The organism is Kitasatospora sp. NBC_01302, assembly GCF_035976515.1.
Lineage (GTDB): Bacteria > Actinomycetota > Actinomycetes > Streptomycetales > Streptomycetaceae > Kitasatospora.
The window spans coordinates 3,886,522-3,898,270 of the sequence record NZ_CP108404.1; the positions used below are offsets into that span (position 1 = coordinate 3,886,522).

Annotated in this window: 13 protein-coding genes; 9 read left to right on the forward strand and 4 right to left on the reverse strand. The window is 74.0% G+C overall.

Annotation, left to right across the window (positions count from 1 at the left end; genetic code table 11):
* Positions 1-58: 58 nt before the first annotated feature.
* Positions 59-265: a hypothetical protein gene (locus OG294_RS16530; RefSeq protein ID WP_327067267.1), complete on the forward strand. Its 207-nt coding sequence runs from the start codon at positions 59-61 to the stop codon at positions 263-265.
* Positions 266-420: 155 nt separating this feature from the next.
* On the opposite strand, the gene OG294_RS16535 is transcribed toward OG294_RS16530, so the two are convergent.
* Positions 421-1,302, reverse strand: coding sequence for a SigE family RNA polymerase sigma factor (locus OG294_RS16535; protein WP_442789172.1), 882 nt, complete (start codon positions 1,300-1,302; stop codon positions 421-423).
* Positions 1,303-1,545: 243 nt separating this feature from the next.
* On the opposite strand from OG294_RS16535, the gene OG294_RS16540 reads away from it, so the two are divergent.
* From OG294_RS16540 to OG294_RS16560, 5 genes are all read left to right on the forward strand, one after another.
* Positions 1,546-2,223, forward strand: a complete 678-nt coding sequence (locus OG294_RS16540; RefSeq protein ID WP_327067269.1) for a response regulator transcription factor — start codon at positions 1,546-1,548, stop codon at positions 2,221-2,223.
* A gap of 108 nt (positions 2,224-2,331) precedes the next feature.
* Positions 2,332-3,975, forward strand: coding sequence for a sensor histidine kinase (locus tag OG294_RS16545; RefSeq protein ID WP_327067270.1), 1,644 nt, complete (start codon positions 2,332-2,334; stop codon positions 3,973-3,975).
* Entirely contained in the window at positions 3,972-4,295 is a 324-nt protein-coding gene (locus OG294_RS16550) for a hypothetical protein (protein WP_327067271.1), read from the forward strand. Before OG294_RS16545 ends, OG294_RS16550 begins: the two co-directional genes overlap by 4 nt.
* A 151-nt stretch (positions 4,296-4,446) precedes the next feature.
* On the forward strand, positions 4,447-5,271 hold the full coding sequence (locus tag OG294_RS16555) for a VanZ family protein (protein ID WP_327067272.1): 825 nt from the start codon (positions 4,447-4,449) through the stop codon (positions 5,269-5,271).
* 219 nt (positions 5,272-5,490) lie between these two features.
* Entirely contained in the window at positions 5,491-5,673 is a 183-nt protein-coding gene (locus OG294_RS16560) for a PspC domain-containing protein (protein WP_327067273.1), read from the forward strand.
* Between the two features lie 98 nt (positions 5,674-5,771).
* Here OG294_RS16560 and OG294_RS16565 read toward each other — a convergent pair whose 3' ends face one another.
* The 3 genes from OG294_RS16565 to OG294_RS16575 form a co-directional block, all read right to left on the reverse strand.
* A complete protein-coding gene (locus OG294_RS16565) occupies positions 5,772-6,161 on the reverse strand; it encodes an ATP-binding protein (RefSeq protein WP_327067274.1) in 390 nt (129 codons plus the stop codon).
* A gap of 238 nt (positions 6,162-6,399) precedes the next feature.
* Positions 6,400-7,548: an adenosine deaminase gene (locus OG294_RS16570; protein ID WP_327067275.1), complete on the reverse strand. Its 1,149-nt coding sequence runs from the start codon at positions 7,546-7,548 to the stop codon at positions 6,400-6,402.
* A gap of 77 nt (positions 7,549-7,625) precedes the next feature.
* Positions 7,626-8,606: a LysR family transcriptional regulator gene (locus OG294_RS16575; RefSeq protein ID WP_327067276.1), complete on the reverse strand. Its 981-nt coding sequence runs from the start codon at positions 8,604-8,606 to the stop codon at positions 7,626-7,628.
* Between the two features lie 37 nt (positions 8,607-8,643).
* On the opposite strand from OG294_RS16575, the gene OG294_RS16580 reads away from it, so the two are divergent.
* The 3 genes from OG294_RS16580 (at position 8,644) to OG294_RS16590 (ending at position 11,702) form a co-directional block, all read left to right on the forward strand.
* Positions 8,644-10,071: an MFS transporter gene (locus OG294_RS16580; RefSeq protein WP_327067277.1), complete on the forward strand. Its 1,428-nt coding sequence runs from the start codon at positions 8,644-8,646 to the stop codon at positions 10,069-10,071.
* 44 nt (positions 10,072-10,115) lie between these two features.
* Positions 10,116-10,841: a tyrosine-protein phosphatase gene (locus OG294_RS16585; protein WP_327067278.1), complete on the forward strand. Its 726-nt coding sequence runs from the start codon at positions 10,116-10,118 to the stop codon at positions 10,839-10,841.
* Between the two features lie 66 nt (positions 10,842-10,907).
* On the forward strand, positions 10,908-11,702 hold the full coding sequence (locus OG294_RS16590; protein WP_327067279.1) for a phytanoyl-CoA dioxygenase family protein: 795 nt from the start codon (positions 10,908-10,910) through the stop codon (positions 11,700-11,702).
* Positions 11,703-11,749: the final 47 nt, after the last annotated feature.

Here is an 11,749-nt window from a genome sequence, read left to right on the forward strand (position 1 = left end):
CCTGAACCCGCCAGCAGGGCCGCCCGTAGGAACACACGGAAACACAGAGGTGGAGAACATGCTCGGTCTGGTACTGCTCGGCATCCTGGTGCTCACCATCGGCGGCTGCGCCTGCGTGGTGTGGGCGGAGCGCGGCGGGCCCCGCTGGGTCCGCGGCGTGGCGACCGTGACGCTCGCCGCGGGCGAGCTGGTGCGCATCACCCACAGGCACCGGCGCCGGAGCCTGAACCGGAACAGCGGCGACAGCGGCGACGACTCGGGCTGACGCTCCGACGGCACGCAGCTGGGCCCGGTGGCCTCTCCCAAGACACCGGGCCCAGCTTCTTTGCGAGTTCGCGGCTTCCCAGCCGGCGGGCTCCCCCGAGCCGCCTGCCTCCGCGCCCTCACCCGTCCCCCGACGGGAGTTCCTGTGGTGAAGCGTTACGCCACCAGCTCGCCGAAGGCGTGCGCGGTGTCACCGTTGCGGTTGAGCTGCTCGTCGTCGCGCAGTCGGCGCAGGGCGCGCCAGATGCTGCTCTTGACGGTGCCGACGCTGATGTTCAGGATGTCGGCGATCTCCGGGTCGGTGCGGCCCTCGTAGTAGCGCAGGACCAGCATGGTGCGCTGGTTCTCCGGGAGCTTGGCGAGCGCCTGCCAGAGCACGGCGCGCAGCTCGGTGCCGCCCATGGCGTCGGTGTCGCCGACCGTCTCCGGCAGCTCCTCGGTCGGGTACTCGTTGAGCTTGCGGCGCCGCCAGGCGGAGATGTGCAGGTTGGTCATGGTGCGGCGCAGGTAGCCGCCGACCGCGGCCTTGTCGCTGATCCGGCCCCAGGCGCGGTAGGTGCTGAAGAGCGCGCTCTGCAGCAGGTCCTCGGCCTCGTAGCGGTCACCGGTCAGGTGGTAGGCAGTGACGTAGAGGGAGGCGCGACGCTCGCGCACATACGCGGTGAACTCCGTCAGGTGGTCCACCTCGGCGGCCGAGTGCTCCCCCTGCGCGCCTCCCTGCTCGCCCTGCGGGACGCTCTGCTCCACCGGCGCGAGCCGGTAGAGGGTGGCGCCCGTCGTCCGGCCGTCGGTCGACTCCCCCGAGTCACCCACGGTCCGGCCGGTTCCCGCCCCCACGGGAACACTGCCCGGGCGGACGAACGCGCGGTGCTCGCCCGTCCGGATCCCGCCGCTCACCCGGCGGGCCCCCGTGCACTGTTCGGTCCGGCCCTGCTCGATCACACGGTGCTCGACCACGCGGTGTGCCGTGGCACGCAAGCCGCGGACGGCCGGGTTGTGTGCATCCAGGATGCCCCGGGTCTCAAGCGTTGCGGTCATGTGGCGCCCCCATGGTCGGTACGAGCGGGTTCTTTCCGGTGCCCTCGCCCCGTCCCGGTCGTGCCGGTTCGTCGCGTTGACATGGAAAAGCTTGCCCGTCGCCCGTCATGACGGTGTCCGGCGACTGTCACAGCGGTGTCACAAGGGGCGGGACCTTCGTCCCGAGCCGCCGTCCGACACCGACGACGCATGCTCTGCCCCAGGCGGTTCCCGGCGGCACATCCGGTGAGCCAGAATGAACGCGTGCCTTTCCTCCTACTGATCGAGGACGACGACGCCATCCGGACCGGCCTCGAACTCGCTCTCACCCGCCAGGGCCACCGCGTGGCCGCCGCAGCGTCCGGCGAGGACGGCCTTCGGCTGTTCAAGGAACAGCGTCCGGATCTGATCGTTCTCGACGTGATGCTGCCCGGAATCGACGGCTTCGAGGTGTGCCGCCGGATCCGGCGCACCGACCAGCTGCCGATCATCCTGCTCACCGCGCGCTCGGACGACATCGACGTGGTCGTCGGCCTGGAGTCCGGAGCCGACGACTACGTGGTCAAGCCGGTGCAGCCACGGGTGCTGGACGCCCGGATCCGGGCCGTGCTGCGCCGCGGCGAGCGGGAGAACTCGGACTCCTCCGCCTTCGGCTCGGTGGTGATCGACCGCTCCGCGATGACCGTCACCAAGGACGGCGAGGACCTCCAGCTCACCCCCACCGAACTGCGGCTGCTGCTCGAACTGAGCCGCCGCCCCGGTCAGGCGCTCTCCCGCCAGCAACTGCTGCGACTGGTCTGGGAACACGACTACCTCGGTGACTCCCGACTGGTGGACGCCTGCGTGCAGCGGCTGCGGGCCAAGGTGGAGGACGTCCCCTCGGCGCCGACCCTGATCCGCACGGTGCGCGGGGTGGGCTATCGTCTGGACCCGCCCGCCTGACCGACGCCGCCCTCCCCCACCTACCCCGTCGCCCCGTTGCCCGCGAAACCGTCCACCGAACCGCGCACCGCTGCCAGCTGCCCTGACACCGAATGGCTGACCTGACACGTGACTGACCATCAGAACGGCCACCGGCTGTCCCGGACACTGCGCCGGCTCCGACTCAGTTCGCTGCGGGTGCGGCTGGCCGCGGTCTTCGCCGTGGTGGCGCTGACCGCCGCCGTCTCCGCCTCCGGCATCGCCTACTGGCTCAACCGCGACGCGGTGCTCAAGCGCGCCCAGAACACCGCACTGGACGACTTCCGCAGCTCGCTCGGCCGCAACGTCTCGGCCCTGCCGCAGGGCGCCACCTGCGCGGAGCTGGCCCAGCTCGCCAACGACGTGGCCAGCTCCGGCCTGAACTACGACGTCGTGGTGGTGGACGACAGCCAGCCGGGCTGCGCGGCCTTCTCCGACCCGCAGTTCACCCTGGCCCAGGTGCCGCACGCGCTGGTCACCACCGTCGCCACCCCGCGCAGCGCGACCACCGCGATCCCGTTCACCAACCACCTCTACTGGCAGCGGGTGAACCTGAAGGGTGATCCCTACCTGGTGGGCGGCACCAAGGTGGTGCCGACCGGCTTGACCGCCTACATGTTCAAGTCGCTCGACAACGAGCGGGACGACCTCAAGACACTGGCCTGGTCGCTGGCGGTGGCGACCATGCTCGCCCTGGTCGCCGCCACCCTGCTGGCCCAGGCGGCGTCCAGCGCGGTGCTCCGCCCGGTGCGTCAACTGGGGGATGCCGCACGGCGGTTGGGCGAGGGCGAGCTTGACGTCCGGCTGGAGGTCACCGGCGCCGACGAACTCGCCGACCTGAGCCGGACGTTCAACCAGGCGGTCGAGCAGCTCTCGCACCAGGTCGACGAGTTGAGCGCGCGCGAGGCGCAGAGCCGGCGGTTCGTCGCCGACATGTCGCACGAGCTGCGCACCCCGCTGACCGCGATGACCGCGGTCACCGACATCCTGGAGGACGAGGCCGAGTCGCTGGACCCGATGATCGAGCCGGCCGTGCGGCTGGTGGTCAGCGAGACCCGCCGGCTCTCCGACCTGGTGGAGAACCTGATGGAGGTGACCCGGTTCGACGCGGGCACCGCCAAGCTGGTCGCCGACGAGATGGACATCGCCGACCTGATCATGTCCTGCATCGACGGCCGGGCCTGGTACGACGCGGTGGAGGTGGACGCGCCGCGCGGGGTGCTGGCGGTGGTCGACCCGCGCCGGCTCGACGTGGTCTTCGCCAACCTGATCGGCAACGCGCTCAAGCACGGCGGCTCCCCGGTGCGGGTCAAGGTCAGCCAGGGGGTGGGACCGACCGGCGCCGGCGAGGTGGTGGTGGAGGTCTCGGACAGCGGCCCCGGCATCCCGCAGGACGTGCTGCCGCATGTCTTCGACCGGTTCTACAAGGCCGACAAGGGGCGGGCCCGCTCGGAGGGCAGCGGGCTCGGCCTGTCCATCGCGATGGCCAACGCCCAGATCCACGGCGGCACCATCACCGTCGCCAACGGGGCGCAGGGCGGCGCGGTCTTCACCCTGCGGCTGCCGCTGGTCCCGCCGGAACGTCCCGCGGCCGGCGGCCCGGTCAGCAGCGGGCTCGGCGCACGCGGGCAGCGCGGCGGGGGCACCGGCGACCAGCGCCCCGGCGGCGGTACGAGCGGCTCGGGGGATGCGGGAGACTCGGGAGACGGTACCGAGCGGAGGACGCCCCAGTGAACGAGGCCACCAACAGCAGTGGAGCCGGACGGTGGGTGCTCGTCCTGGGGGTCGGAGCGGTCACGGTCGCCCTGGCCTCCGGCTGCGGGATCCGGCCCACGGCCGTCCCGGTCGACGCGGGGCGGCCCGCCGTGCGGACCGCGTGTCCGAGCCCGGTGCACCCGCCGTCCCTGCCGACCAGCCAGCCCAGCGCCACCCCGAAGAACCCCGTGCACCCCTCGGTCCAGCCCTCGCCGGTGGTCTCGCCGGCGACCGGCAGCCTGTTCAGCGCACTGCCCTCGGCGACCCCCAGCCCGACCGGGCCCGTGCGGTGCCCCTGAGGCCTGGCGCCGCCGAGCGGCGGACGCCGGGAGCCTGTGACCGGCGCCATGCGCGAGCCGGCGGGGTGTGCCGGGAACCGCGCGCGCCCGGCGCCGCGTCCACTCTGGCGTGCAGCGAGATGGCACCGGCGTGCGGCGAGCACGCGACAGCGTGCGGATCGAAGACCGACGGCCGGCCGTGACGGCCCGGCCGCTCGACGACGCCCAAGACCCAGAGCCGGGCGCCGACGCACCCGGCGGCCAGGCGGCCGGGGCCGGGCCCGAGCTGCTGCCGCCGCTGCTGCGCTCGGCAGGCCTGACCATGCTGGTGCTGTACTTCCTGCTGCTCGGCTGGCTGGCACTGCGCCAGCCGCCGGCGGGCTGGTCCTACGACTCCAACCTGACGCCGTTCGCCTCCGTGCACCGCGCGCTGGCCACCGGTGGCGCGGCCGGCCTGCGGCAGGTGCTGAGCTCACTGGTCGTGCTGGCCCCGCTCGGCGTCCTGCTGCCGCTGGCCCAGGGACGGCTGCGGCAGGCCTGGTTGCCGTCCTTCCTGCACACCCTCGGCATCAACGCGCTGCTCGCGACGGCGATGGAGGTGGTGCGCACCGGCCTGACCAGCCACCTGCTGAACGTCGACGACATACTGCTGGGCACCATCGGCGCGGCGGCCGCCCACCTGCTGGTGGTCCCCGTCGGGCGGGCCCGGCTGCGGGCCTGGCTGGCCCGTCACCCGTGGCCGGACGAGGCGGCGGCGGGCGAAGCGGGTGCGGCGGCCGCGGCGGGCTCGGCGGTTCCCCCGGGGACCGGTCGGCCCGGCGGTGACGACGCCCCGGCGGCGCAGGTCCGCCCGGCCTTCGCGACGCCCCGCACCCAGCCGCCGCACGCCCAGACTCCGCGCAACGAGGCCCCGAGCGACGGCGGGCGCGCCCTGCGGCTGCTGTCCCCCCGGCCGGGCACGCTGCCCGCCTCGGTGCACCGCGCGCACCACCTCTGAGCAGCGCTCCCCCGCCGTGCCCCTGGCGCCGTGCCCCTCGCGCCGGGCCTCGGGGACGACCCTGAGGCCGACCCCGAGAGCCGGCCACCGCTCCCCGGTGAGAGACCGGGGTCCGGGATCGACAGTCAGGCGGACGTCCGGGCAGGTCATCGCGGCGCAGCATGGATACCGAGCCCCGGGACCACCGGAGCACCACACCGCCACCGCTCGGAGATCCCCATGCGCACGCTTGCCCGCCCTCGCCACAACCGTCTCGTCGCCGGCGTCTGCGCCGGGGTCGCCGAGCGCTTCGGCCTCACCCCGTGGACGGTCCGGCTGATCTTCCTGGCCTCCTGCCTGCTGCCCGGCCCGCAGGTCCTGCTCTACATGGCGCTCTGGTTCCTGCTGCCGCAGGAGCCGTGAGCGCCGCGCCCGGGCGGCGGGCAGCAGACGCGTCAGGCCGTCCACCCCTCAGCGGGGTGGACGGCCTGACGCGTGGGGCGGCTCCGGAGCCGCCGTGCTCAGCCGCCGAGGCCCGGCGCGGTCGCGCCCAGCGGCACCACACTGCCCAGCGCTCCGCTGAGCGGGACCTGCTTGGCCGCACCCTGCACCGCGCCGACCGGCAGGCCGCGGGTGGCGCCGCTCGCGGAGATCGGAGCGGCCTCGGGCGCGGCGGCAGCCGGCGCCTGCGCGGCGGGGGCCTGGGTTCCGGACTTCTGGTCGAGCAGGCCGGTGGTCTGCTTCACCGGACCGTCGACCGCGGGGGCCTTGCCGAGGGCCCCGGTCACGCCACTGGTGTCCGGCAGCGCGGGAAGGCCGCCCGGGGCGGCCGCGGAGGCGGCGCCGGCCGCGACCGTCGCGATGGCGACGCCGAGCGCCGCGGTACCGGCAACCTTGATGGCCTGCTTCATGAGTCCGTCCTCGTGTCCTCGTCGGGCCGGCGCGTGGGCTGACGCCCAGGCGGACACCCGGGCCGGAGCCCGTGGATGCGCCGCTGCACCGTGTCAGCAGTGACTGCCCACCGTAGACAGTCCCCCGGGCGGGGGCCAAAGGCCCGCCACTCGCCCGAGTGAACCGTCATACAGTCCTACTTGACCTGAGGCGCACCGGAGTTGACGGAACGTCAGATTCCTCGGACTCGGTCGCGAATCAGACCGACGAACCGAACAGCCACTCGGCCTTGAGCTCGGCGTAGCCCGGCTTGATCACCTCGTTGATCATCGCGAGGCGCTCGTCGAACGGCACGAAGGCCGACTTCATCGCATTGACGGTGAACCACTGCATGTCGTCCAGCGAGTAGCCGAACGCCTCCACCAGGTGCTCGAACTCCTGGCTCATGCTGGTGCCGCTCATCAGCCGGTTGTCGGTGTTCACGGTGACCCGGAACTTCAGCCGGCTGAGCAGCCCGATCGGGTGCTCGGCGTACGAACTCGCAGCCGCAGTCTGCAGGTTGGAGGTGGGGCACATCTCCAGCGGGACGCGCTTGTCACGCACGTACGCGGCCAGGCGGCCGAGCGCGACCGTCCCGTCCTCGTTCACCGTGATGTCGTCGATGATCCGCACGCCGTGGCCGAGCCGGTCGGCGCCGCAGCACTGCAGGGCCTCCCAGATCGAGGGCAGGCCGAAGGCCTCGCCGGCGTGGATGGTGAAGTGGTTGTTCTCACCCTTGAGGTAGTCGAAGGCGCCCTGGTGGCGGGTCGGCGGGTGGCCCGCCTCGGCGCCCGCGATGTCGAAGCCGACCACGCCGGCGTCGCGGTAGCGGTTGGCCAGCTCGGCGATCTCCTGCGAGCGGGCGGCGTGCCGCATCGCGGTGAGCAGGGTGCCGACCTTGATCCGGTGGCCGTTGGCGCGGGCCTTCGCCTCGCCCTCGCGGAAGCCCTCGTTGACGGCCGCGACGACCTCGTCCAGGCTCAGGCCCGCCTCCAGGTGCTGCTCGGGGGCGTAGCGCACCTCGGCGTAGACCACGCCGTCGGCGGCCAGGTCCTCGGCGCAGTCGGCGGCGACCTTGATCAGCGCCTCGCGGGTCTGCATGACCGCGCAGGTGTGGGCGAAGGTCTCCAGGTAGCGGACCAGCGAACCGGAGTCGGCGGCCTCGCGGAACCAGACGCCGAGCGCGGCCGGGTCGGTGGTGGGAAGCCCCTCGTAACCGCAGGCGGCGGCCAGTTCGACGATGGTCTCGGGGCGCAGGCCGCCGTCCAGGTGGTCGTGCAGCAGCACCTTGGGCGCGCGGCGGATCTGGTCGGCGGTGGGCGTACGCGGGGCCGTGGTGCCCGCGGGAACGGGGATCTGGTTCTGCATTGCGGGAGTGTAGCCCCTACGCGCGTAGATTCCTACTCGCCACGTCACAGGGCTCGTTCACTCCGTGCTGCCGTCGCTCACCCCTGAGCAAGCAGTTGCCCCCGCCGCGAGAGCACGAACTGCCGGAACGCCTCGGCCGGCGCCGTCAGCGGCCGCCCCGTCACCCAGGCCAGCCCGATCGCCCGCCTGGTGCGCGGCGCGGTGACCGTCAGGTCCACCACCCCCGGCCGGGGCGCGGTGCCCGGCGGCAGCAGCGCCACCCCGAGCCCGGCCGCCACCAGCCCGCGCAGCGTCTCCGCCTCCTCCCCCTCGAAGGCGATCCGCGGCGTGAACCCGGCCTCGGCGCAGAAGTCGTCGGTGATCTGGCGCAGCCCGTAGCCGTGCTCCAGCGCCACGAACGGCTCCTGGGCCACCTCCGCCAGCCTGATCCTGCGCCGCCCGGCGAGCCGGTGGTCGGCGGGAACCACCAGGTGGAGCACCTGCTCGTCCAGCGGACGTGCGGTCAGCTGCGGGTCGTCCGGCAGCGGCGAGACCAGGCACAGGTCCAGCTCGCCCGCGCGCAGCCGCTCCAGCATCGCCGCCACGTAGTCCTGCACCAGCTGGAACCGCACCCGCGGGTGGTCCTCGCGGAAGCCGCGCAGCAGCCCCGGCACCGCGTCCGTCCCCATGGTGTGGAGAAAGCCGAACGCCACCCGCCCCGCCGCCGGATCCGCCTCGGCCGCCACCGCCCGCGCCCCGCGCTCCAGCTCGCCCAGCGCCCGCTCCACCGAGCCGAGCAGCAGGTGTCCGGCCCGGGTGAGCCGCACCGTGCGTCCCTCCCGGGCCAGCAGCGCCACCCCGAGCTCGGCCTCCAGCCGGGCGATCGCGCGCGACAGGGTGGGCTGCGGCATGCCGAGCAGCTCGGCCGCCCTGGTCACGTGCTCCAGCCGGGCCACCGCCGCGAACTGGGCCAGCCGGGGCGCGAGCCGCACCACCGGGGCCTGCGGGTCGAGTTCGGCGAGCTGGGCGGCTGGGACATCCTCATGCGGCACAGCATCGATTATGGCTGATTCATGCATTGGACGCATGGAAAGCGGCGGGTCTACCGTCGTTCCCATGCCTCCCGTCCGCACCGAGGCATCCGCCGCCACCGCCCCGGGTGCCGTTCCCCCTGCCGCAGACCCCACCCCAGCCGCCACCGCCTCGGCCACCACCGCCGCAGCCGCAGCCGCAGCCGCAGCCGCAGCCGACCTGCGACTGCGCCCCGGGCAGCGCGAGTTCCGCCGCTCCAACCTCGCGCTCTTCGCCGCCGGCGTCGCCACCTTCGTGCTGCTCTACGCGACCCAGGGCCTGCTCCCGCTGCTCGCCACCGACCTGCGCATCACGCCGGGGCAGGCGAGTTGGACCACCTCGGCGGCCACCCTCGGCCTGGCCCTGGCACTGCTGCCGGCCAGCGCCCTGTCCGACCGCTACGGGCGCACGGCCGTGATGACCGGCTCGATGCTGGCCGCCTCGCTGATCGCCGTCGCCCTGCCCTTCGCCCCCTCGCTCGGCGCGCTGGTGGTGCTGCGGGCCCTGCAGGGTGCGGCGCTGGCCGGCCTGCCCGCGACCGCGATGGCCTACCTCGCCGAGGAGGTGCACCCGAGCGCGCTGCCCTCGGCGATGGGTCTGTACGTGGCCGGCAACAGCATCGGCGGCATGGGCGGGCGGCTGGTCGCGGGCTGGACCGGCGCGGTCGGCGGCTGGCGCTGGGGCCTGGCCTCGGCCGCCGTCCTCGCGCTGCTCGCCGTCCTCGCCTTCCGGCTGCTGATCCCCGCCGCCCGGCACTTCCGCCGCACCCCGGTGGACCCGCGCGCGCTGTCCCGCACCATCGGCGCCCACCTGCGCAACCCGCTGCTGCTGCGGCTGTACGCGCTCGGCCTGCTCTTCATGGCGGTCTTCGGCGCCGTCTACAACTGCGCCGGCTTCCGGCTGATCGGCGCCCCCTTCCACCTGCCGCAGTCGGTGGCCGCCTCGATCTTCGTCGTCTACCTGGTGGGCACCGGCACCTCCGCCGCCGCGGGCCGCCTGACCGCGCTGCTCGGCCGCCGCGGCGCGCTGTACGTCGCGATCGGCCTGACCACCGCCGGCCTGCTGGTCTCGCTGGTCGACTCGCTGCCCTGCGCGCTGCTCGGCCTGGTGCTGATCACCGGCGGCTTCTTCGCCGGCCACGCCACCGCCTCCTCGGCGGTCGGCCGCACCGCCCAGCACGGCCGGGCCCAGGCCTCGGCGCTCTACCTGATGGCCTACTACGTCGGCAACAGCCTCGGCGGCACCGTGGGCGCCGACGCCTACCACGCGGTCGGCTGGTCCGGCGCGGCCACCGTCGGGCTCGTGGCGATGGCCCTGGCCGGCGCGGTGACGGCGTACGCGAGCTACGCCGGACGACGGGCGGCGGCGGTCGGTACGCTGCCGGCCGGCCGAGGACCGCTGCCGTCAGATCCGCACCCACTCCACTCAGGCAATCGCCGACCGGGAGGGCGGGGAGGTCAGGACAGCATCTGACACCCCGTCCGATCCGCCCCCAGGGAGGCCCTAGGGTGGCGCGCATGAGGCACATCGAGTTCGAACGGCTGCACAACTTCCGTGACCTGGGCGGCTACCGGGCGGCCGACGGGCGGTCGGTGCGGTGGGGGCGGCTGTACCGGTCGGACTCGCTCGCCAAGCTGCGGGGCGCCGACTGGGACCGCTTCCTCGCCCTCGACGTGCGCACCGTGATCGACCTGCGCTACCCCTGGGAGATCGAGCGGCGCGGGCGGGTGCCGCAGGCGATGGGCCTCGGCTACGTCAACCTCAGCGTGGAGCACCGGCCCTACGACCAGGCGCAGATCGACCCGGCCCTCGATCCGTGGCGCTTCCTCGCCGACCGCTACGCGGAGGTGGCGCTGGACGGCGCCGAGGAGCTTCGGCAGGCCCTGGAGATCATCGCCTCGGACAGCGCTCCGCTGGTCTTCCACTGTGCGTCGGGCAAGGACCGCACCGGCCTGCTCGCGGCGCTGGTGCTGGCCCTGCTCGGCGTGGCGGACGAGGAGATCCTCGCGGACTTCGCCCTCACCGAACTGGCCACCGACCGGCTGCGCGCCGACTGGCAGGCCGCCCACCCGGACCGGACGCTGCGCTGGCCGGGCTACGGGCGGGCGCCGGCCGAGGTGATGCGCCTGTTCCTGGCCGACCTGCGGGCCACGTACGGCTCGGTGGGCGGGTACGCCACCACGCACCTCGGAGCCGACGACGCACTGGTCGCGGAGCTGCGCGCCCGGCTGCTGACGGCGTAGCGAGTGCCCGGGGCGGCGGCGGAAACCCGGTTGCCGCCCGCCGGTGGGCCCCGGAGAATCGCCTCCGTGACGGCGATCTTGAGTGACGAGCAGGTCGAGCGGTTCGTGACCGACGGCTACGTCCACCTCCCCGAGGCCTTCCCGCGCGAACTCGCCGACGAGTGCCGGGCTTTCCTGTGGCGCGAGACCGGACTGGACCCGGCGGACCCGGCCGGCTGGACCGAGCCGGTCGTTCGACTCGGCGGCTACGGCGGCGAGTTGTTCACCCGGGCCGCCACCACGCCGCGCCTGCACGGCGCGTTCGACCAGCTCGTCGGTGCGGGCCGCTGGGTGCCGCGCACGGGACTGGGCACCTTCCCGATCCGCTTCCCGCACCCGGGCGAGGCCGGGGACACGGGGTGGCACCTGGACGGCAGCTTCACCCCCGAGGGCGAGCAGGGCCACTGGCTCAACCTGCGCTCGCGGGGCCGGGCCCTGCTGATGCTCTTCCTCTTCTCCGACACCGGCGCCGACGACGCGCCCACCCGGATCAAGGTCGGCTCCCACCTGGACGTGCCGCCCTTCCTGGAGCCGCTCGGCGAACGCGGCACCGACCTGTTCTCCCTGTGCACCACGATGCAGGAGGCGGGCCGGCTCGACGCCCCCGACCGGCCGCTCGCCCTGGCCACCGGTCGGGCCGGCGACGTCTACCTCTGCCACCCGTTCCTGATCCACGCGGCACAGGACCACCACGGCACCACTCCGCGCTTCCTCGCCCAGCCCCCGCTGCTGCCCACCGGCCTGCTCGACCTCGAGCGCCCGGACGGCGACTGCTCCCCGGTCGAGCGAGCGGTGCGGCTCGGCCTGGCACGGCAGGCCTGACCGGACAGGCCCTGGGCCCGGCACCGGCACCGGCACCGGCACCGGCA